Origin of the sequence: Pseudoflavonifractor sp. MSJ-37 (assembly GCF_018917965.1) — a bacterium.
In the GTDB taxonomy this organism is placed as follows: domain Bacteria; phylum Bacillota; class Clostridia; order Oscillospirales; family Oscillospiraceae; genus Pseudoflavonifractor_A.
Window position 1 is genome coordinate 25,416 of the sequence record NZ_JAHLPP010000003.1, and the last position, 21,672, is coordinate 47,087.

20 protein-coding genes and 1 riboswitch are annotated in these 21,672 nt (G+C 64.0%); of the genes, 14 read left to right on the forward strand and 6 right to left on the reverse strand.

Annotated features, from left to right (window positions below; translation table 11 throughout):
* Positions 1 to 76 precede the first annotated feature (76 nt).
* Positions 77 to 511 (reverse strand): metal-dependent transcriptional regulator, encoded by a 435-nt coding sequence (locus KQI12_RS07680; RefSeq protein WP_216572390.1) that lies wholly within the window; start codon positions 509 to 511, stop codon positions 77 to 79.
* A 200-nt stretch (positions 512 to 711) separates the two neighbouring features.
* Between KQI12_RS07680 and KQI12_RS07685 the strand changes: the two genes are divergently transcribed.
* The 6 genes from KQI12_RS07685 (at position 712) to KQI12_RS07710 (ending at position 9,286) form a co-directional block, all read left to right on the forward strand.
* Complete coding sequence (locus KQI12_RS07685) at positions 712 to 3,915, forward strand: UvrD-helicase domain-containing protein (protein WP_216572391.1); 3,204 nt, start codon at positions 712 to 714, stop codon at positions 3,913 to 3,915.
* A 204-nt stretch (positions 3,916 to 4,119) separates the two neighbouring features.
* Entirely contained in the window at positions 4,120 to 4,857 is a 738-nt protein-coding gene (locus KQI12_RS07690) for a GntR family transcriptional regulator (RefSeq protein WP_216572392.1), read from the forward strand.
* A gap of 27 nt (positions 4,858 to 4,884) precedes the next feature.
* Positions 4,885 to 5,364: a (2Fe-2S)-binding protein gene (locus tag KQI12_RS07695; RefSeq protein WP_216572393.1), complete on the forward strand. Its 480-nt coding sequence runs from the start codon at positions 4,885 to 4,887 to the stop codon at positions 5,362 to 5,364.
* Between the two features lie 23 nt (positions 5,365 to 5,387).
* Complete coding sequence (locus KQI12_RS07700; protein WP_216572394.1) at positions 5,388 to 7,634, forward strand: xanthine dehydrogenase family protein molybdopterin-binding subunit; 2,247 nt, start codon at positions 5,388 to 5,390, stop codon at positions 7,632 to 7,634.
* A 105-nt stretch (positions 7,635 to 7,739) separates the two neighbouring features.
* Positions 7,740 to 8,360 (forward strand): flavodoxin family protein, encoded by a 621-nt coding sequence (locus KQI12_RS07705; protein WP_216572395.1) that lies wholly within the window; start codon positions 7,740 to 7,742, stop codon positions 8,358 to 8,360.
* 98 nt (positions 8,361 to 8,458) lie between these two features.
* Positions 8,459 to 9,286, forward strand: a complete 828-nt coding sequence (locus KQI12_RS07710) for an alpha/beta hydrolase (RefSeq protein WP_216572396.1) — start codon at positions 8,459 to 8,461, stop codon at positions 9,284 to 9,286.
* A 77-nt stretch (positions 9,287 to 9,363) separates the two neighbouring features.
* Here the strand turns inward: KQI12_RS07710 and KQI12_RS07715 are convergent, their stop codons facing one another.
* The 5 genes from KQI12_RS07715 to serC all read right to left on the reverse strand — a co-directional run bounded on the left by KQI12_RS07715 (position 9,364) and on the right by serC (position 14,534).
* Entirely contained in the window at positions 9,364 to 10,215 is an 852-nt protein-coding gene (locus KQI12_RS07715; protein ID WP_216572397.1) for a bifunctional 5,10-methylenetetrahydrofolate dehydrogenase/5,10-methenyltetrahydrofolate cyclohydrolase, read from the reverse strand.
* Positions 10,216 to 10,263: 48 nt separating this feature from the next.
* On the reverse strand, positions 10,264 to 10,893 hold the full coding sequence (locus KQI12_RS07720) for a cyclodeaminase/cyclohydrolase family protein (RefSeq protein ID WP_216572398.1): 630 nt from the start codon (positions 10,891 to 10,893) through the stop codon (positions 10,264 to 10,266).
* A 195-nt stretch (positions 10,894 to 11,088) separates the two neighbouring features.
* Positions 11,089 to 12,369, reverse strand: a complete 1,281-nt coding sequence (locus KQI12_RS07725; protein WP_216572399.1) for a DUF1015 domain-containing protein — start codon at positions 12,367 to 12,369, stop codon at positions 11,089 to 11,091.
* 15 nt (positions 12,370 to 12,384) lie between these two features.
* Positions 12,385 to 13,299: an NAD(P)-dependent oxidoreductase gene (locus tag KQI12_RS07730; protein ID WP_216572400.1), complete on the reverse strand. Its 915-nt coding sequence runs from the start codon at positions 13,297 to 13,299 to the stop codon at positions 12,385 to 12,387.
* Positions 13,300 to 13,439: 140 nt separating this feature from the next.
* Entirely contained in the window at positions 13,440 to 14,534 is a 1,095-nt protein-coding gene (gene serC, locus KQI12_RS07735; RefSeq protein ID WP_216572401.1) for a 3-phosphoserine/phosphohydroxythreonine transaminase, read from the reverse strand.
* A 374-nt stretch (positions 14,535 to 14,908) separates the two neighbouring features.
* Positions 14,909 to 14,992, reverse strand: a riboswitch (glycine riboswitch).
* A gap of 342 nt (positions 14,993 to 15,334) precedes the next feature.
* Here serC and KQI12_RS07740 point away from each other — a divergent pair.
* The 8 genes from KQI12_RS07740 (at position 15,335) to KQI12_RS07775 (ending at position 21,649) form a co-directional block, all read left to right on the forward strand.
* Positions 15,335 to 16,360: an ABC transporter substrate-binding protein gene (locus KQI12_RS07740; protein ID WP_216572402.1), complete on the forward strand. Its 1,026-nt coding sequence runs from the start codon at positions 15,335 to 15,337 to the stop codon at positions 16,358 to 16,360.
* 159 nt (positions 16,361 to 16,519) lie between these two features.
* Positions 16,520 to 17,419, forward strand: coding sequence for an ABC transporter permease (locus KQI12_RS07745; RefSeq protein WP_253290932.1), 900 nt, complete (start codon positions 16,520 to 16,522; stop codon positions 17,417 to 17,419).
* Entirely contained in the window at positions 17,412 to 18,206 is a 795-nt protein-coding gene (locus tag KQI12_RS07750; protein ID WP_216572404.1) for an ABC transporter ATP-binding protein, read from the forward strand. Before KQI12_RS07745 ends, KQI12_RS07750 begins: the two co-directional genes overlap by 8 nt.
* A gap of 148 nt (positions 18,207 to 18,354) precedes the next feature.
* On the forward strand, positions 18,355 to 18,612 hold the full coding sequence (locus KQI12_RS07755) for a hypothetical protein (protein ID WP_216572405.1): 258 nt from the start codon (positions 18,355 to 18,357) through the stop codon (positions 18,610 to 18,612).
* A 108-nt stretch (positions 18,613 to 18,720) separates the two neighbouring features.
* Positions 18,721 to 19,329, forward strand: a complete 609-nt coding sequence (locus KQI12_RS07760; RefSeq protein ID WP_216572406.1) for a single-stranded DNA-binding protein — start codon at positions 18,721 to 18,723, stop codon at positions 19,327 to 19,329.
* Between the two features lie 450 nt (positions 19,330 to 19,779).
* The gene (locus KQI12_RS07765; protein ID WP_216572407.1) at positions 19,780 to 20,157 is read left to right on the forward strand and encodes a GntR family transcriptional regulator; all 378 of its coding nucleotides are present in this window, start codon (positions 19,780 to 19,782) and stop codon (positions 20,155 to 20,157) included.
* Positions 20,154 to 21,023 carry an ABC transporter ATP-binding protein gene (locus KQI12_RS07770; RefSeq protein WP_216572408.1) on the forward strand — a complete coding sequence of 290 codons (870 nt, stop codon included), beginning with the start codon at positions 20,154 to 20,156 and terminating at the stop codon, positions 21,021 to 21,023. The genes KQI12_RS07765 and KQI12_RS07770 overlap by 4 nt, the downstream gene beginning before the upstream one ends.
* A complete protein-coding gene (locus tag KQI12_RS07775) occupies positions 21,020 to 21,649 on the forward strand; it encodes an ABC-2 transporter permease (RefSeq protein ID WP_216572409.1) in 630 nt (209 codons plus the stop codon). The genes KQI12_RS07770 and KQI12_RS07775 overlap by 4 nt, the downstream gene beginning before the upstream one ends.
* The last annotated feature ends 23 nt before the right edge of the window (positions 21,650 to 21,672 follow it).

Here is a 21,672-nt window from a genome sequence, read left to right on the forward strand (position 1 = left end):
CAGGAAAAAAGAACGACCCCCCATCTGCGGACGGTTCCACAGGTGGGGGATCGTTTTCGTCATTCGGTATCGGGATTCAGGGCCGGGGACCGGGGCAGTCCAGACGGTCCCGGCGGGCCCGGGCGGCCTGGTCCCGCGTCCGCTCCCGGAGGGCGGGGAGGATCTCCTTGAGCCGCTGGAAGCTCTCGGCGCTGATCACGTGTTCGATCTCGCAGGCGTCCTGAGCGGCGGTCTCCGGAGAGATCCCCAGGAGCTGGAGCATCTCCCGCAGGACACAGTGGCGGTCATAAACGTCCTTGGCGACATCCAGACCCAGGTCGGTGAGATGGAGGCCCTTCTCCGGATCCACCCGAAGGAAGCCTCCCTTTTGCAGAAGAGCCACCGCAGAGCTGACGCTGGCGCGGGAATAGCCGAAATGGTCGGCCACGTCCACCGAGCGGACATGGCCCTTCTCCCGGGAGAGGACCAGGATGGCCTCCAGATAATCCTCACCGGATTTGTGCAGAGTCAAGGGGCTTCGCCTCCTGTTCGGACCAGCCGGACGGCTTCGGTCCTCTAAAATAGTTAGCTCGAACTAACCTACACGATGGTATCAGAAAACCAGGCGGTTGTCAAGTGCTAACTGAAAGAAAAAGGGAGCTTCCAGTCCTTGCGCGGGAGGGGAAAAGAGGATATCATGATAGAGATAGGAACGAGGAAGGGGAGATATCCATGCTGATCGCGGACCTGCACATCCATTCCCGATATTCCAGGGCCACCAGTCCGGACTGTGTTCCGGCGGCTCTGGACTTCTGGGCCCGCCGGAAGGGCATCCAGATCGTAGGCACCGGCGACTTCACCCATCCGGCCTGGCGGGCCGAGCTGGCGGAGAGTCTGGTCCCGGCGGAGGAGGGGCTCTATACCCTGCGGGAGGACCTGATCCGGCCCGGCGCCATCATCCGGGGAGAGGCGCCCCGCTTCGTGGTCAGCGGAGAGATCAGCTCCATCTATAAGAAAAACGGGAAGGTGCGGAAGGTCCATAACCTGATCGTCCTGCCCGGTCTGGAGGCGGCAGAGGTACTGTCCCGGCGGCTGGAGGCCATCGGGAACATCCACTCCGACGGCCGGCCGATCCTGGGCCTGGACTGCCGGGACCTGCTGGAGATCACCTTGGAGGCCGCTCCGGACGCGATCTTCATCCCAGCCCATATCTGGACGCCCCACTTCTCCCTGTTCGGGGCCTTCTCCGGCTTCGATACGATCGAGGAGTGCTTCGAGGACCTGACGCCCCACATCTATGCCCTGGAGACCGGCCTCTCCTCGGACCCGCCCATGAACTGGCGGGTGTCCGCACTGGACCGGTATCATCTGGTGTCCCATTCGGACGCCCACTCCCCGGCCAAGCTGGGCCGGGAGGCAGACCTTCTGGATATCCCCCTGTCCTATCCGGCGCTGGAGAAGGCCCTGCGCACCGGACGGGGCCTGAAGGGCACGGTGGAGTTCTTCCCGGAGGAGGGCAAGTACCACTACGACGGCCACCGGAACTGTCATCAGACCCTCTCGCCCCAGGAGGCGGAGGCGCTGGGCGGTCTCTGTCCTGTCTGCGGAAAGCGGCTGACCACCGGCGTGCTCCACCGGGTGGAACAACTGGCGGACCGGCCGGAGGGCTATGTGCGGCCCCGTGCCCCCAAGTTCGAGCGGCTGGCGCCCTTGCCGGAGGTCCTCTCCGCCACACTGGGCGGCGGACCGGACTGCAAGAAGAACCAGCGGCGCTATGAGGAGCTGCTGGAAAAGCTGGGGCCGGAGTTCTACATCCTGCGGGAGGCACCGATCGAGGACATCTCCGCGGCGGCAGGTCCCTGCGTGGCTGAGGGCATCCGCCGGCTCCGGGCGGGGAAGGCCCAGTGGCATCCGGGCAGCGACGGGGCCTATGGTGAGATGACTCTCCTGACGCCCCAGGAGAAGGAGGCGTACAGCGGGCAGGTGAGCCTCTTCGGCTGTGACGCCCCCAAGGTCCGGAAGAAAACATCCACACGGGCGGTCCGTCCGGTGGAGAAGCTCCAAAAGACAGAGGAGGCGGCCGGCCTCCTGTCCCCGCCGGAGCTGGACCCGGACCAGACCGCCGCTGTCCGGAACGGGGATCGGGCTGTGGCGGTGATCGCGGGACCGGGCACTGGAAAGACCCGGACGCTGGTGGCCCGGATCCTGTGGCTCCTGGAGCAGGGGGAGCGTCCTTCGGAGATCGCGGCGGTGACCTTCACCAACAAGGCGGCGGAGGAGCTCCGGGAGCGGCTGGAGGCCAGTCTGGGAGACCGGCGGGCCATGAGCGGCATGACCATCGGCACCTTCCACTCCATCGCCCTGCGGCTCCTGAGCCGGGAGCGTCCCGTCCGGCTGGTGGGCGACTATGAGGCACTGGAGCTGGCGGGGCAGGTCCTGCGGGCGCTGGGCATGACCGGTACGCCTCAGAGGCTCCTCCAGGCGGTGTCCCGGCGGAAGAACGGCCTCCCGGTGGAAGACCCGGAGCTGGAGGCGGCCTGTGCCTTCTATGACAGCCGCCTGGCCGAGCGGGGCATGGCAGACTACGACGACCTGCTGGTGGACTGTCTGGCCCAGTGGGAGGGCAGGAGCCGGCCGGATGCCCGGAAGTTCCGCCATCTGCTGGTGGATGAGTTCCAGGACTGCGACCCCATGCAGTACCGGCTGGTGCTGGCCTGGAACCGCCTGGGCCGGAGCCTCTTCGTGATCGGAGATCCGGACCAGTCCATCTATGCCTTCCGTGGGGCGGACGCCGCCTGCTTCCGGCGGCTGGAGGCGGACTTCCCGGACCTGCGGACGGTCCGGCTCCGACAGGACTACCGGTCCACGCCGGAGATCGTGGGCTGCGCGCTGGCGTCCATCGGCCACAACGGGGGCGGGCCTCGGGAGCTCCACGCGGTGCGGCGGAGCGGGGCCAAAGTCCGGGTCCTCCATGCGGAGAGCGATAAGTCCGAAGCCATCTTCACAGCGAAGGAGATCGCCCGTATGGTGGGCGGCGTGGATATGTTAGAGGCCCAGAAGCGGGGGACGGAGCAGAGGCTCTGGAGTTTCTCGGAGATCGCGGTGTGTACCCGTACCCGGCATCAGCTCCAGGTGCTGGAGCGGTGTCTCCGGCGGGAGGGCATCCCCTGTGTGGTGGCCGGCCGGGATGACTTTTTGAACGACGATATGGTCCGGGGAGCCCTGTGCTTCTTCCGGCTCCTGCTGGACCCGGAGGACATACTGTCTCTGGAGGTTTGCCTGCGGCTGGTGTGGTCAGTGCCGGCGGACCTGATCCGGGCAGTGGCCGGGACCTGGGGGCTGGCGGAGGGCGACGCGGCCCAGCGGGTGAAGGCGGTGGAGACCGCCTATGCCCAGATCGCCGTCCTGCGGCCCTGGCTGGAGCTGGCGGGCTTCTTCTGCCAGCAGGTGGACTGGGAGCGCCCCTGGCGGCTTTTGGAGCGCTGGGCGGAGTCGGCGGGCTGTACGGCCTCCGAGCCGCTGGAGCACCTGCGGGGACTGGCGGCCTTCTATAGGACCATGCCGGATCTGCTGGAGGGCGTGGTCTTGGGCAGTGAGGGGGATATCCGGCGGAAGTCCGGGGACTATGAGTCCGGCGCTGTGACCCTGATGACCCTCCACGCGGCCAAGGGGCTGGAGTTCCCGGTGGTGTTCCTCTGCGGGATCCGGAAGGGCGTCCTGCCGCTGGAGTCGGAGCGCCATCCTGTGGACGAGGCGGAGGAGCGGCGGCTTTTCTATGTGGGCATGACCCGGGCCCGGGACGAGCTGCTCCTCCTCTGGTCCGGACAGGAGCCGTCCCCCTTCCTGGCGGAACTACCCGACCTGCTGGTGGAACGGGGAGAGGCCGGTCTCCGTCGGAAGGAGCGCCCCAGCGCCCAGCTCAGTCTCTTTTCCTGAATGAAATACAGGGGACCCGGCGTGCCGATGAGATCCGGCAGCCGGGCCCTGTTTTTTTGCACAAAAAAGAGCGTTGCTATTGCACAAAAGGGAAAAATCAGCGAAAGGCCCTCCAATGCCCTTGCGTTTGTCGTACTAATGGGATATAATGATGACACTGTCTTATAAGGACAGCAAAGTACTTATAAAGAATCGGGGGATACCGTGGCGCACACCAACCTGAGTTCTTATCTGGCGGTCAAAAACCGCCTTCTGGAGATCTTCCGGACAGAGGAATTTCCCAACCACAAGCTCCCACCGGAGGACCAGCTTGCCAAACGTCTGGGCATCAGCCTGGTGACCTTGCGGGAGGCGCTGATGATGCTGGCTCTGGAGGGGTATCTCACCAAACGGCACGGGGTCGGGAACTTCATCCATCCCAGCGCCCTGGACCCAAAGGACCGGGTGGACCAGGGCTTTTCCTTCGCCGACGCCTTCCAGCGTAACGGACGGCGGCCCGGGATGCAGATGCTCTTCCTGGGCGTGGAGGCGGCGGACGCTGTCCTGGCGGAGCGGCTGCGCATCCGGGAGGGGGACCTGCTCCAGCGGAACGAGACCCTCTATACCGCCGATGGGGAGCCCGGGGTCTTTACCGTCAGCCGACTGCCCGCGGCTCTGGTGAAGCGGCCCTTCCGTCTGGAGGAGAACAACTGGTATGTCCACGAGTGCATCTGGGACCACTGCGGCAGGAAGCTGGCCCACTCCCTGAACGACTACCGGGCCGTGGGGGCGGATGAAAAGGTGGCGGAGCTCTTCCGTCTGCATCAGGGGACCCCCCTCCTCTACTGCGAACAGCTCTTTTACGACGTGCAGGACCAGCCGGTGCTGCTCAACATCCACTATTTTCATCCGGAACACTACGGCATGCGTATCCTCCAGAACTGGGACGTGGGTACGGCGTAGCGGCAGAACGGGAAAGGAGAACATAACATGCGAGCCATTACACTCCATATCAACGGAACGGACCATCACCTGGAGATCGAGGACAACTGGACGCTGCTGTATGTGCTGCGGGAGGTGCTCGATCTGACGGGCACCAAATACGGCTGCGGCACCAACGACTGCGGCGCGTGCAAGGTGCTGGTGAACGGCGAGCCCAAGAACTCCTGCGTCCTTCTGGCCCGGAACCTGGAGGGAGCCGACATCCTGACCATCGAGGGCGTCAGCCATGACGGCCATCTCCATCCGGTGCAGCAGGCCTTTGTGGACGCGGGGGCCATTCAGTGCGGTTACTGCACGCCGGGCATGGTGATGACCTCTCTGGCCCTGCTGGATCAGGACCCGGACCCCACCGAGGAGGAGATCCTGAAGGCCCTGGAGGGCAACCTGTGCCGGTGCACCGGATATGAGAAGATCGTGGAGGCAGTCCAGCTCACCGCCCGCCGCATGCGGGAAAACGCCGAGTCCTGATCGGAGAAGGAGGAAAAAAGAGCATGAAGTACATCGGACAGCCCACCCCCATTCTGGACGCAGTGGAAAAGGTGACGGGAGAGGCGCTCTATACCGACGACCTGCGTTTTCCCGGGATGCTCCACGGAAAGGTCCTCACCAGCCCTGTGGCCCATGCCCGCATCCGCTCCATCGACACCAGCAAGGCCGAGGCTCTGCCCGGTGTGCGTGCGGTCATCACCTGGAAGGACGCCCCTGAGACCCGCTTCAACCGCATCATGCGCTGGGCCAAGGACGGTCTGCCCGCCACCGAGCGGGTGCTGGACAACGTGGTGCGCTTCGTAGGGGACGAGGTGGCCGCCGTGGCGGCTGATACCGAGGCCATCGCCCGGCGGGCGGCGAAGCTCATCGAGGTGGAGTATGAGGAACTTCCCGCCGTCTTTGATCCGGAGGAGGCCCTGAAAGAAGGGGCCCCCAAGGTCTATCCGGAGGGCAACCTGCTCAAAGCGCAGCGGGCCGAGTGCGGCGATGTGGACGCCGCTCTGGCAAATGCCGAGGTGGTGGTGGAGAATGCCCTGTCCACCGCTATGATCCACCATGGCGCCATCGAGCCCCACCAGTGCATCGCCCGCTGGGGCCGGGGGGACGAGCTGGAGATCTGGGAGCCCCAACAGGGCGTCCACCGGGTGCAGATCATGCTGGGCAAGATCTTTGACCTGCCCTATACCAAGATCAAACTTCACGGCGAGCGCATCGGCGGCACCTTCGGCGGAAAGGACGGAGTCCTGCTGGAGCCCATCGCCCTGCTCCTCTCCAAAAAGGCGGGGGGCAAGGTGGTCAAGATCCGCTATGACCGCACCGAGTCCATGATATCTACTTATACCCGGCACGCCATCAAGCTCTATGGAAAGATGGCACTCCGGCGGGACGGGACCATGACCGGCTTCGAGATCCGGTCCTTTATGAACTCCGGCCCCTACTGCGGCGGCAGCATCAACGTCCAGTCCGCCATGTGCGGCAAGATGTTCAAGGTCTATCAGGCCGAGAGCCAGCGCTTTGACGGCAAGGCGGTCTATACCAATACGCCGGTGGGCGGCGCCATGCGGGGCTTCGGCTCCCCCAAGGTCTTTACCACGCTGGAGCTTCTGGTGAACAAAGCCGCCGCCGCGGTGGACATGGACCCGGTGGACTTCCGGGCCAAAAACCTGGTGGAGCCCCACGGCTGGGACCCCGGGGCCAAAGATACGCTGGGCAACGCCCGGGTGCGGGACTGTCTGCTCCAGGGCGCGGAGCGCTTCCGCTGGAAGGAACGGTGGGCGAAGCGCAAGGAAATGGAGACCGACCGCTATGCCTACGGCTACGGCGTGGCCACCGCCCTTCACGGAAACGGCGTGGCCCCCTTTGCCCCTGATATCACGGTGGCCGAGCTGATGGTCCATGAGGACGGATCGGTGCTGCTGCGCACCGGCCTTACCGACCACGGCGCGGGGACCTATACCCTCATGAAGCAGATCGTGGCCGAGACGTTGGATATCCCCTTTGAAGAGATCGAGATGACCCACTCGGATACCCACAGCTGTCCCTACGACATGGGCTCCGGCGCCAGCCGGAACACCTGGTCGGGCGGCGCAGCGGTGGAGACGGTCTCCCGGCAGATGGCCGCCACCCTTCTGGAAGTGGCCGGAGAGGCCCTGGGCTGTCCGCCGGATCAGGTCCGTCGGGACGAAGAGGGCCGCTACTGTGCGCCGGACGGAACGGCCGCCCTCAGCCGGGGAGATCTGGCCTGCTATGCCTACGAGCACCAGAAGAGAAAGCTTTTGGAGACGGTCTCCTACTGCTCGGATCACAATGCGGGCTCCTACGGGGCTCACTTCGCCGAGGTCCGGGTGGACAAGGAGAGCGGCGAGGTAAAGGTCACCGACTACCTGGCGGTGTGCGATGTGGGCACCGCCCTCAATCCCATGCTGCTGGAGGGACAGATCCAGGGCGCCATCCTCATGGGCATGGGCATGGCTCTCTTCGAGGGGCTGAAACTGGACGAGAAGGGTCGGCCGGTAAATGCCAACCTGAAAAAATACCGTCTGCCCCGGTCCACCGACCTGCCCCCCATCGACATCCAGTTCGTGGAGGCATTTGAAGAGGGCGGACCCTACGGCGGCAAGAGTATCGGCGAGGCCTCCATCGTGCCGGTGGTGCCCGCCATCGTGGGCGCGGTGAACGACGCCCTCGACGCGGATCTGCATATCCTTCCCCTGACGCCGGAACGGGTGAGAGAAGCCATCAAAAAGTAGGGCTGGGTACAAAAATAAGATCGACAAAGTAGTGCAAAAAGAGTATACTTTATCCGTGCGATATGTGCATATCATCCAAAATAGAGAAAAGGAGCGTGTGTAGTGATGGTGAAGATCTTGGGCATTTGCGGAAGCCCCCGGAAGAAGTCTGCCTATACGGCCCTGAAAGCGGCGCTGGATGCGGCGGAGGCCACCGGCGACGTGGAGGTGGAGCTGATTGAGCTGAGGGGCAGGAAGCTCAATTTCTGCATCCACTGCAATCAGTGTACGAAACAGGGAGTCACCTATTGCCCGGTGTATAAGAACGATGATATGACTGAGCTCTATGAAAAGGTCTATCAGGCGGACGGCTACATCATCGCCACGCCGGTCTATGAGATGAACATCACCGCTCAGCTGGCCACCTTCTTCAACCGATTCCGTCCGACCTGGACGATCCTGAAGGACGACCCTGATTTCTTCGCGCGGAAGGTGGGCGGCGCGATCGCGGTGGGCGGCACCCGCAACGGCGGTCAGGAACAGGCCATCAACGGCATCTTGGGCTTCTATCACACCCAGGGCATCACCGTCTGCAACGGCGGCGTGTGTGTCTACGCGGGCGCCAGCCTGTGGAACCCCGGCGACGGCTCCGGCACCATGGACGATCCGGACGGCATCGCCCGGGCGGAAGGGATCGGCCGCAAGGTGGCCAAGCTCACAAAATTGCTCGCGCCGAAGAACGAGTGACGCAGCGGGGGATGATAGGCCGCTGTCCGGCAGGGGGCATTTCCTCCTTGATCTTGAGCTTTGACATGGCGCGAGACGCAAAATAAGGAGGACCGACCATGCGCTATCGTACCCACCCTCTCCCGGCGTGGCCGGGGGGACCGGAAGGGGAGCTGGAGCTCTTCCTCTGGGACAATGCCCCCACAATCGAGGATGGACGGCTCCGGCCTATGGTGGTGGTCTGCCCCGGCGGGAGTTATGCCAAGCTGGCCGAGCGGGAGGGGGAGGCCGTGGCCCTGCGCTTCCTGGCCATGGGATGCCACACGGCGGTCCTGCGCTACTCCGTGGCCCCGGTGCGCTATCCCGCCGCCCTGTGCCAGCTGGCCCGGGCAGTAGAGCTGATCCGGGATCATGCGGCGGAGTGGTACGTGGACCCGGAGCAGATCCTGATCCAAGGCTCCTCGGCAGGCGGGCATCTGGCGGCCTGTCTGGGGGCCTTTTGGGACCGGGGCTTCCCTGGGACAGAGCTCCGGATGGATCCGGAGCGGATCCGTCCGGACGGCCTGATCCTCAGCTACCCGGTGATCGACATGACAGGTCCGCTGGCCCATCTCAGGAGCGTCCAAGGTCTGCTGGGAGATCGGACGGAAGCGCTGGCGGAGGCCCTCTCCATCGAGGGGCAGGTGACAGCTGAGATGCCGCCGGTGTTCCTCTGGCACACCTATACCGATGAGAAGGTGCCGGTGGAGCATTCTCTCCGCTTCGTCCAGGCCCTTCGGGCGGCCGGGGTGTCCACGGAGTTCCATATGTATGCGGTGGGAGAGCACGGTCTGGGCACCGCCGGGCCCCTCACCGCCAAAGCCGATGGGAGCCGGGTCCAGCCTGAGTGCGCCGGCTGGCTGGAGCTGGCGGGGCATTGGATCTGGAGTCCGGCCCGCAGACGATGATGGATGAAGGAAAAAGGCTCCGTATGACGTCAAGAAAGCGTCATACGGAGCCTTTTCTATGGAAGGAAGCGGTGTGGTCAGCGGGAGGCGCGCTCTGCGGCGGTGACGACGTGCTCCACCAGCACACAGGTGGTCACGGAGCCCACGCCGCCGGGGACGGGGGTGATGGCGCCCACCACGGGCTCCACCTGATCGAAGGCCACATCGCCGCAGAGCTTGCCCTCTGCGTTGACGTTGATGCCCACGTCCACCACCACCTGACCGGGGGAGACATAGGAGGCATCCACCACGCCGGCCCGGCCAGCGGCGACTACCAGCACGTCCGCCTCTTTACAGCGTGCGGGCATATCCACGGTGCGGGTGTGGCAGATGGTGACGGTAGCGTTCTGCTTCAGGAGCATCATGGCCACGGGCTTGCCGATCACCAGACTGCGGCCCATGACGACGGCCCGCTTGCCCTTCAGGTCATAGCCGTAGTGGGCCAGGATCTCCATGCAGGCCTGGGCCGTGCAGGGGGGGAAGCCGTGCTCAGTACCGGCGAACACGCCGGCCAGAGAGCCGTCGGTGATGCCGTCCACGTCCTTCTCCGGGGCCAGCGCCTGACGGATGACCTCGTCGTCGATCTGCTTGGGCAGAGGACGGAACAGGAGACAGCCGTGGATGCCGGCATCCTCGTTCACCTGACGGATGGTGTCCAGGAGGGCCTCCTGGGTGGTATCGGCGGGGAGAAGGAACTGACGCACGGCCACGCCGATCTTCTCACAGCGCTTCATGGCGCCGCGCTCATAGCTCAGATCGTCCTCGCGCTCACCCACCCGGACGATGGCGAGAGTGGGGGAGACGCCCTTGGCCTTCAGGGCCTCAGTGCGCTGGACCAGCGCGTCGGTGAGAGCGGCGGCGACTTCTTTGCCGGACAGGATAGATGCCATTTCAGATCAACCTTTCTTTCGTCGAGTCACATTGGAACGGAGCCGGCCTCAGCGCAGACGGCCCACCACCTGGGCATAGATCGTATCGGCCAGGGCGCAATACTGGTCCAGCATGGCGTCGGCCTCCTGCTCCAGACGCTGGGCCTTCTCCCGGTCCGTCATGGACTTGGTGTTGATGAACACGTTCAGGCTGGCGCCCTGGAGGGCGGCCTTGCAGAACACCACGCCCACGCCAACGTCGGAGATGGCGATGGCGGAGCCCATCCGGGCATAGTCCTGATGGAGCTCGATCGCCTCGCAGACTGCCCGCATGATGTCCATGGGCACGGAGCAGGCGGCGTCCAGGGCTTTGGCCATGACCTGGGCCTTATAGGCCTTCTGCTCCTCCGTCTCCTTGGGCAGACCGTAGGCCTTGGAGAGAGGCTCGAAGACCTCCGCGTCCGCGGCCACCAGATCCACCAGACGGGCCCGCAGAGCCTCCGCCTTCTGATCCAGGGCGATGATGTCGGCCTCCACATCGGAGTATTTCTTCTTGCCTACGGTGAGACTGCCCACCATATTGCCCAGGGCGATGCCCACCGCGCCCACCAGGGCGGAAGCACCTCCACCGCCGGGCACCGGGGCCTTGGAGGCCAGGACATCCAGAAAACCAGTACAAGTCTGTGTCGTGAGATCCATGATCGTTCCCTCCGTTTTATCGAGATATCCGACTGTTGGAGTCGATAGAAACTTACCTGTCTATAATGATAACCGAAGAGTTTAGAAAATGCAAGAGCCAGCGATGGAGAAAAACGATCCCCGTCCAGATCGACCGTCGAAAGACGGGACCGGACGGGGATCGTATCGTATGCAGTCAGAGACGGTCAGACCGGATCAGCGGATCTTGCGGGCCTCCACATAGTAGCGCTTGTCCTGGGCATGGCCCATGGAGAAGGTCTTGCGGGGAAGCACGCCGTCGGCCATGACGGTCTTGAAGAGCTGCTCCTTGCCCATGGCGGGCAGGAGGAAGCCCATGTTGCCCTCCTTGCTGCCCAGCTCGCGGGTCACGTCGTCGCCGTGGATATAATCCACCTCGCCGCCGTTCTCCTTCAGATACTGGTCCAGGAAGGACTGGAGGGTGCCCACGGCCAGCTGCATCTTGGGGTCGGGGACGGTGATGAAGCCGTCGTGGCCGGGCCACACGACCTCGATGGTCTGGCCCTCGCCCTTGCCCTCATGGGCGTTGGGATAGGCGGCCTGGAAGGCGGCCATGACCTTGGCGGGGTCCACACCGAAGAGGACCCGGTGGATGGGCTCGAAGCCCAGCGCGTCATCATGGTTGTTGACGACCTCCACCAGCGCGTACCGGGCGGGCAGAGAGGCCCACTCGCTCTCGGGAGTGACCTTCTTCAGGTTCTCATAGCACTGCTTGGCGGTGGCGAGGGAGTGGTTGCCGTCGCCCACGGCGAAGAGCAGGGGAGCGGCGTCGGCCATGCCGTACTTTTTCTCCATGGCGGCGGGGCTAATCAGACCGGCCAGAGCGTCGGCCACAGCGTCCATCTGGCCCTCGGACAGCTTCCAGCCCTTCAGATGGCCGCCGCCCTGCTGGAGATCGAAGTCATAGAGGGACTCCATGGAGCCGCTCTGCGCGGTCAGAGGCTCGATGACGGTGCCGTCGGGGTCGTCGATCAGGAGCATCACGTGGGGCAGCTCGATGGGAGCGTCCTCGCGGACCTTCACGCGGGGCGGGATGCGGGAGAGGACGGTGCCCTCGGTGGCGCGGATCAGAGCGCCGGAGCCGGGGGTGAAGTCGTACTGCTCCAGGTCCACCATGCCGATCAGGCCGTGGCGGATCTTGCCGTCGGACTGGGTGCGCTCCATGTAGATCAGGGAGCCGGGCAGGGTCTGGAAGACGCCCCGGTCCAGATAGTCCTTCATGGAGGCGTTGATGGCCTTGATGTCCTTGTCCACGTCGGGGCCGTTGAGCTTGGCCTCAGGCAGGATCAGGCGCAGCGTGGAGGGGGCATCGCCCACGGTCTTCTCCACGGCCTCCCAGTACTCGGGCTGAGAGGTGAACTGATCGCAGGCCACCACGGCCCACTTGGTCATGTCCGCGTCCTTGGGGAGCAGGATGTCAGCGGGGTAGAACCCCAGCTTCTCGAATTTTTCCTTCATATCGTCTCCTGCTCCTTACGCCTGGAAGTGCTCCACGATATCCACCAGCTCGGCGCCGATGCGCTTCTGGGCCTCCTTGGTGCCGGCGCCCACATGGGGGGTGCAGGACACGGAGGGATGCTGAGCCAGAGCCCAGTTGGGATCCTTCTCGCTCATCCAGACGTCCAGGCCGGCGGCCTTGACCTTGCCGCTGTTCAGGGCGTCCAGCAGGGCGGCCTCGTCCACGTTGGAGCCGCGGGAGACGTTGATGATGACCACGCCGTCCTTCATCTTGGCGATGGACTCAGCGTCCACGATGGCCTTGTCGCCGCCGGGGGCACACAGGCAGATCACATCGGACTTGCTCAGCAGCTCGTCCATGGAGACGAAGTGCATGGTGTCGCACTCACAGCCCTCGGGCTTGTTGCGATGGACCACGGACAGCACGTCCATGCCCAGAGCCTGGGCCTTCTGGCCCACCATCTGGCCGATGCGGCCGTAGCCGACCACGCCGATGGTCTTGCCGGAGAGCTCGAAGCCCTTGGAGTAGGCCTTCTTCTCCCACTTGTTCTCACGCATGGTGTGACCGGCGATGGAGATGTTCCGGGCGCAGGAGAACAGCAGGGCGATGGCCAGCTCGGCCACGGCGTTGGAGGAGGCGCGGGGGGTGTTCTTGACCTGGATGCCGGCGGCCTCAGCGTACTTCACGGCGATGTTGTCCACGCCCACGCCGGCGCGGATGATCAGCTTCAGGCGGCTGCCCTTGGCAGCGTCGATCTGGGGCTCCTTGATCTTCGTAGCGGAGCGGATGATGACCGCGTCGAAGTCCCGCAGGGCGGTGCCCAGCTGGTCGGGCTCATAGAACTGCTCCACGACCTCGAAACCGTCCTTGCGCAGCTGCTCCATAGCGCCGGCGTCCATACCGTCAGTGACCAAGACTCTCATAGACATAGCGATTACCCCTTTTCGTGATTTGATATTGCGATATCGGGTGATATCCATGCGGCACGTCTGCCCGCCGCCTCAGCGGAGACGGCGGGCAGGCCCCGCGAAGCGTTCGTTCAAAAACTCGTCCGGAGACGGGCACACGCTCAGGCGTGCTCCTCCTCGTACTTGCGCAGGAAGTCCACCAGAGCCTCCACGCCGTCCTTGGGCATGGCGTTGTAGATGGAGGCGCGCAGGCCGCCCACGCTCTTGTGGCCCTTCAGGTTGTCGAAGCCGGCGGCCTTGGAGGCGGCGACCACGGCGGCGTCCTCATCCTTGCTGGGGGAGACGAAGGGCACGTTCATCAGGGAGCGGTCCTTCTTGACCACGGCGCCCTTGAAGTACTTGCTGTTGTCCAGGAAGTCATACAGGATGGCGGCCTTCTCCTCGTTGCGCTTGTTCATGGCCTCCAGACCGCCGTTGTCCAGCAGGTACTTGAAGACCTTGCCGCAGCAGTAGATAGCCCAGCAGTTGGGGGTGTTGTACAGGGAATCGTTGTCCGCGTGGGTCTTGTAGCTCAGGTAGGTGGGGACGAACTTGGGCAGATCATCGCGGATCAGGTCCTCACGGATGATGACCACGGCCATGCCAGCGGGGCCCACGTTCTTCTGCACGCCGGCCCAGATCAGGCCGTACTTGCTCACGTCGCAGGGACGGGACAGGAACATGGAGGACTGGTCGGCCACCAGCACCTTGCCCTTGGTGTTGGGCAGCTCATAGTAGGTGGTGCCGTTGATGGTCTCGTTCTCGCAGATGTAGACATAGTCCGCGTCGTCGGGGATGTCCAGATCGGAGCAGTCGGGGATGTAGGAGAAGTTCTTGTCGGCGGAGGAGGCGACGATCTTGACCTCGCCGTACTTCTGGGCCTCCTTGATAGCCTTCTTGGACCAGGCGCCAGTCTCCACATAGCAGGCCTTGCCGCCCTCGTTCTTCATCAGGTTCATGGCGACCATGGCGAACTGCACGGTGCCGCCGCCCTGGACGAACAGGACCTTATAGTTGTCGGGGATGCCCATCAGCTTGCGCAGGTCGGCCTCGGCCTCGTCGCGGATCTGCTGGAAGACCTTGGAACGATGGCTCATCTCCATGACGCACATGCCGCTACCGCGGTAGTTCATCATCTCGGACTGGATCTCCTCCAGAACAGGCTCAGGCATCATGGCGGGACCGGCGGAGAAGTTATAAGTACGACCGTATTTCATCTTGCATTACCTCTGGACGATAAAGTAGTAGTGATTTACGTCCCTCTCCAAGGACGGCGCGGACGCGGCAGGTACAAGTGTGGTTCCATGTCCCGGACGAGGCGGGCTCGTCCCGTCAGGCATCAACTCCTCGATGTCGTTTTTCGGTCCCGGAGACCGGGGCCGATGGCCTGCATGATCGGTCCATATCGCTCACAGCCGGCGGACGGACCTCCGGCTGGTGGCGCCTGGGGCGGTGGGGCGCGTCCCTTTTTTGGACAGCAAAAAAGAGGCGCAAAGTCCCCGTAGGACTTCGTGCCTCCGTCATCTGCCTGAGAGATTCCCTCATCGGTTGCCCCTTTGGCGTGCGGCCCCCGCCGCACTTTCCGAAGTATCGTCACAGCCCGGCCCTTTTACCTGAGAGTTTCTGCATACCCCTTCGGTGCCGCGCCGAACGCGGTCTCTCCCGGGCTGATCATCCGATGATATTCAGTTCCACGCTCTCTGAGCGGAAAACATCATATGTCATACGGCCCCGTCAAAAACAGGGCAGGACAGTACCACCTATTTTTTACAAACTACCATGATCAGACTTGGATGTCAAGTTTTTTTCACCTGTGGACAGGAGATCGATGGACCTTGCGTGTGGGATGGACATTTTGTCTGCCGGAGGGGTTGACAAAGGGCGGGAGGGACACTATAATGGACCACGATATAGGGCCCAGGGGCCGCTTTTTTGCGCCTTGTTTCTTCAATGCTTAAAAGTGTAAAAGCGGAAAGCGCTGAAGTGGGCAAAGGGTATTTTTTAGGAGGAACATGAAATGAAGCATCTCAAGAAGATCTCCGCCGTGGCGCTCACCATGGCGATGGCCGCTTCTCTGGCCGCCTGCGGCGGTTCCGGCTCCGGCTCCGCTCCTGCCGCCAGCACCGCTCCCGAGGCCAGCGCCCCGGCCGGCGGCGACGCGGACAAGACCTACACCGTGGGCGTGGTCCAGCAGATGCAGCACGTGGCGCTGGACGCCGCGACTCAGGGCTTCCAGGACGCCCTGAAGGAGAAGCTGGGCGATAAGGTGGACATCCAGGTCCAGAACGCCTCCGGTGACTCCAACAACTGCAACACCATCGTGAGCAGCTTCCTGTCCAACGGCGTGGACCTGATGATGGCCAACGGCACTACCGCCCTCCAGGCCGCCGCCGCCGCCACCGAGGAGGTCCCCATCCTGGGCACCTCCATCACCGAGTACGGTGTGGCGCTGGACCTGACCGACTTCGACGGCACCACCGGATTCAACGTCTCCGGCACCTCCGACCTGGCCCCGCTGGACCAGCAGGCCGAGATGATCCACGAGTGGTTCCCCGACGCCAAGACTGTGGGTCTGCTGTCCTGCTCCGCCGAGCCCAACTCCGCCTATCAGGTGAATACCGTCCAGGGCTATCTGGAGGACATGGGCTATACCTGCACCAGCTACACCTTCTCTGATTCCAATGACCTGGCCGCCGTGGCCGAGTCCGCCTGCGCCAACTCCGACGTGATGTACATCCCCACCGACAACACCGCCGCCCAGAATGCCGAGCTGATCGGCAACATCGCCGTGGCCGCCAAGACCCCCATCATCGCCGGCGAGGAGGGCATCTGCTCCGGCTGCGGCGTGGCCACCCTGACCATCAGCTACTATGACATCGGCTATGCCACTGGCGAGATGGCCTATGAGATCCTGGTGAACGGCGCGGATCCCGCCACGATGCCCATCCAGTACGCCCCCCAGTTCACCAAGGAGTACAACCCCACCATCTGTGAGGAGCTGGGTCTGACTCCTCCCGAGGGCTATCAGGCCATCGGCGAGTAAACGCATGGGAACGGCCTCAGCAAAGCCATGCGGCACTAGGCTGAGGAGAGATAAAACAGAAGCAGCGGAAGAGGTGGATGCCCTTTCCGCTGCTTTTGGACGTTCTAAATAAAACGAAATGGAAGGACGAGGACCGTGGATATCACAGCTTTGCTCAACATGATGCCCGGCGCCGCGGCACAGGGGCTCATCTGGGGCGTCATGGCGATCGGCGTCTACATCACCTACAAGATCCTGGACGTGGCCGACCTGACGGTGGACGGTACCATGTGTACCGGCGGCGCCGTATTCATCATGCTCACCGTGCATGGAGCGCCCATGGCAGCGGCCCTGCTGGGGGCGTTCATCGCCGGTATGCTGGCGGGACTGGCCACCGGCCTGTTCCACACCTTCTGCGGGATCCCGGCGATCCTGGCCGGCATCCTGACCCAACTGGCCCTGTACTCCGTGAACCTGCGCATCATGGGCCAGGCCAACCAGCCCATCAGCTTCCGGAACTACGCCCTGCTGGTGTCCTCCCGGAACGTGAAGGCCATGACGCTGGAGAACCCCATCCTGATCGGCGCCATCTTCTGTGCGGCGATCGTGGCGGTGCTGTACTGGTTCTTCGGCACGGAGTTGGGCAGTTCCCTCCGGGCCACCGGCGCTAACCCCAACATGGCCCGGGCCCAGGGCATCGACACCAACTTCACCAAGGTGCTGGGCCTGATGCTCTCCAACGGGCTGGTGGCCCTGTCCTCCGCCCTGCTGGCCCAGTATCAGGGATTCGCGGACGTGAACATGGGCCGCGGCGCCATCGTCATCGGCCTGGCCGCGGTCATCATCGGCGAGGTCCTGCTGAGCAAGGTCTTCCGCAACTTCGCTCTCCTGCTGGTCAGCGTGATCGTGGGCTCCATCCTCTACTATGTGGTGTACAACGTGGTCATCTGGCTGGGCCTGAACACCGACGACATGAAGCTGATCACGGCACTGATCGTGGCGGTGTTCCTGAGCATCCCCTATTGGAAGGGCAAGTATTTCGACCGACCGGGCAAGAAAGGAGCTGGCACGCATGCTTGAGATCAAAGGGGTCTGCAAGACCTTCAATGCTGGCACCGTGAACGAGAAGCGGGCCCTGAACGGCCTGTCCCTCACGCTGGCGGACGGGGATTTCGTCACCGTCATCGGCGGCAACGGCGCGGGCAAGTCCACCATGCTCAACGCGGTGGCCGGCGTGTTCCCCGTGGATGAGGGCAGCATCGTCATCGACGGTGTGGACGTGACCCGTCTGCCTGAGCATAAGCGTGCGCCCTATATCGGCCGGGTGTTCCAGGACCCCATGATGGGCACCGCCGCCACCATGCAGATCGAGGAGAACATGGCGCTGGCCGCCCGCCGGGGCCGCCCCCGTACCCTCCGTCCCGGTATCACCAAGAAGGAGCGGGAGGAGTACCGGGAGATGCTGAAGATCCTGGACTTGGGCCTGGAGGACCGGCTGACCTCCAAGGTGGGCCTCCTGTCCGGCGGCCAGCGGCAGGCTCTGACCCTGCTCATGGCCAGTCTGGTGAAGCCCAAGCTCCTCCTGCTGGACGAGCACACCGCCGCTCTGGACCCCAAGACCGCCGCCAAGGTCCTGGAGACCACAGAGAAGATCGTGGAGCGGGACCACCTGACCACCCTGATGATCACACACAACATGAAGGACGCCATCGCCCATGGTGACCGGCTGGTGATGCTGTATGACGGCCGCATCGTGCTGGACATCGCCGGGGAGGAGAAGAAGCGCCTGACCGTGGAGGATCTGCTGGAGCAGTTCACTAAGGTCAGCGGCGCGGAGTTCTCCAGCGACCGCGCCCTCCTGTCCTGAGCGGGCCCCATCTCGATATCTGGATCATGCCCCGCGCGTCAGACGGTACTCATGCCGCCTGACGCGCGGGGCATATGTGCTGTTGGGAGGTTTTGCACCGATATTTCCAGCCGGCCCGGGCCATACTGGTCCCGGGAGGTGGAACGCGATGAGCGAGGTGAACGCGGACGGGGTCCTGCTGGACCCGGCGGAAGCGCTGCTCCGGGAGGCTCAGCATCTGGGGAGCGGCCTGATGGCGGAGCGTCCCGGAGGTCTGGAGGACTTCCAGAGCCGTCAGGAGGCAGTGGTGTCCGCTGACGGCATCCCGGCTGGGACCGTGGGCGGACAGCATATGCCGCCGAACCTGGAGGCCCGCCACAAGGGACTGACCTGGCCTGCCTGCCGGGACCGGCACAGGACGCGCTGAATGAAAAAGCATGGCCCGTGCCGAGCGTCCTCGTGACATAGGCACGGGCCTGTCTGCATATCATCGTTCCAGCGAAGGACCTATCTTATACACAGGAGTGTGGCAGATATGGAAACGAACTGGAACGAGAACCAGGCCGTCCTGCGGGGGACGGTCCTGCTGGACCCGGTCCTCTCCCATGAGAACCACGGCGTGTGGTATGAGGCGTTCCCGTTGAACGTCCGGCGCCTGTCCGGGACGGAGGACCGGGTGAACGTGATCGCCTCTCAGTCCCTGCTGGCCCAGCACCCGGTACAGGCGGGGCAGGAGGTGGAGATCGAGGGGGAGGTCCGCTCCTTCAACAACAAAAGCGGCCGGGGGAGCCGGCTGGTCATCACCCTCTATGCCAAGTCCATCCGCCCGGCAGAGGGGGAGCACGGCAATGAGCTGATCCTGGCGGGGGCCCTGTGCAAGCCGCCGGTCTACCGCCGGACCCCTATGGGCCGGGAGATCTGCGATCTCCTGCTGGCGGTGAACCGGCGGTACGGGCGGGCGGACTATCTGCCCTGCATCGCCTGGGGAGCGCTGGCCCGCCGGTGCGCGGATCTGGAGGTGGGGGACGCGGTGCGGCTCGCGGGCCGGTTCCAGAGCCGGACATACACCAAGGTGGAGAACGGAGAGAGCACCCAGCGGACCGCCTATGAGATCTCGATCATGCAGATGGACCAGCTTGCGTGAATGATGTGAGGGACAGCCTTCGGGCTGTCCCAGCGTGTCGAACCAGTTCGACACGCTTCTCAGAAATGGCAAAGCCATTTCTTCGAGAGGATGCAGGCCGCCGCGCGCACTCGCTTTGCTCGCACACTAGCGGCCTGAGAAGAGTTTTTTCTGAGGCGCATGTCCTCAGAAAAAACGCCTTACATCTGATTCCGTCACCTGCGGGTGACGGAACTCTGCGAGGCTCCTGCATCGCTCAACGTGAGGGATCACTTTTTGACCGTCTGTTTGGGACAGCCTTCGGGCTGTCCCTATTTTGTCCGCTCAACGGGCATGGAAAAGGATGCCGGCGGCTGTGTGAGAGCACGCGGCACTGCCTCCTGTGGGGACGGCCGATCTTCCCCTTGACAATAGTGTCTCAAGCATATATACTGTATATATCGAGTATACACGATATAACAGAGGTGTACCATGGACATCATCATCCGCAACACGGGAGAGGTCCCCATCTATGAGCAGATCGGCCGGCAGATCAAAGGGCTGATCCTCAGCGGGGAGCTGAAGGAGGGGGAGGCCCTGCCCTCCATGCGGGTGCTGGCCAGGGATCTGCGGATCTCGGTCATCACCACCAAGCGGGCCTATGAAGAGCTGGAACGGGAGGGCTTTCTGACCACCGTGCCGGGAAAGGGGTGCTTCGTGGCCCCCCGGGACCTGGAGCTGGAGCGGGAGGACGCCCTCCGGCGGGCCGAGGAGCATCTGGCACAGGCGGTGGACATCGCCCGGACCGGCGGGATCTGTCTGGAGGAGCTCCGCCAGACGCTGGATATCTTGTATGGGGAGGACATATGAGCAGTTATGACGATGCGGTCTCGGTCAGCCATCTGACCAAGGACTATGGCGTATTCCGCCTGGAGGACGTGAGCATGACGGTGCCCAAGGGGACCGTCATGGGCCTGATCGGTGAGAACGGAGCGGGAAAATCCACCTTCCTCCGGTGCCTGCTGGGGCTGGCCCATCCCGACGCCGGGGAGATCCGGATCCTGGGCATGGATGCCGCCGGCCAGCGGAGGGAGGTGCTGGCCCGGACCGCTGTGGTGCTGGACGAGTGCCCCTTCCACGAGCGCATGACGCCGAGGATGGTGGGCGTGGTGCTGGGCGGGGCCTGCCCCGGCTGGGATGAGACGGAGTTCCGGACCCTGCTGGAGGAGTTGGAGCTCCCGGCGGACAAGACGGTGAAGGAGTTTTCCCGGGGCATGAAGATGAAGCTGTCCATGGCGGCGGCCCTGGCCCGGCACCCCCAGGTCCTCCTGCTGGATGAGGCCACCAGCGGCCTGGACCCGGTGGTACGGGACCATCTGCTGGACAAGCTCCGGGACTTCATATCCGACGGGGAGCGGGCGGTGATCCTCTCCAGCCACATCACCAGCGACCTGGAGAAGCTGGCGGACTATGTGACCTATCTCCACCGGGGGAGGGTCACGGCCCAGGGCGCCAAGGACGAGCTACTGGAGTCCTATGGGCGGCTGGCCTGTACCAGAGCGGAGCTGGCGGAGGTGGATCCCGCCCTGCTGGCGGGGACCCGGATCGGGCAGTTCCAGTGTGAGGCGCTGGTCCGGGACAAGGCGGCCTTCCGGCGGCGGTATCCCGGCCTTCCGGTGGATCCCGCCAGCCTGGAGGATATCATGGTGTTCACTGCGGGGAGGGACGAGCGATGACCGGATTGTGTAAGAAAGAGCTGTATCTCCAGAAGCGCCAGCTCACGTCCTATGCCTGGATCCTGATCGTATACAGCATCCTGACCGGCGCGGGCGTGTGGGGACCTTATATCCTCACGGGCATGGTGGTGCTGGTGGGGCTCATGTGCCCCCTGAACGCCTTCGCGCTGGACCAGACCTGCCGGTGGGAGGCCTATGTCTGCACACTGCCGGAGGGCGGACGGAACGCCGTCCGGGCCCGGTACGGCGTCGTGGTGCTGATGACGTTGGGGAGCATGGCCGTCGTGGCGGCCGATCTGATGCTCATGCGGGCCCTGGGTGTGATCCAGGAAGAGGCGGGAGCGCTCCTGATGGGCACGCTGGCCAGCGGCGGCATATGTCTCCTGCTGACGGCGGTGATCCTGCCGTTGTGCTACCGGTTCGGGATCGAGAAGGGCCGGGTGCTGATGATCGCGGTGGCGGCCGGCGCGGTGGGGACCCTGACCGCCGTGGGGTGGCTGACGGCCAGAGGCATGGGCAAGGTCTGCCTGCCCCCGCTGGCAGCGCTGCTGACGGCGGCGCTCCTGCTCCTCTTCTGGGGCTCTTGCCGCCTGTCCCAGCGGATCTTCCTGGCGAAAGAGCGTTGAAAAAAGCCCTCTCCGTCCCCGTG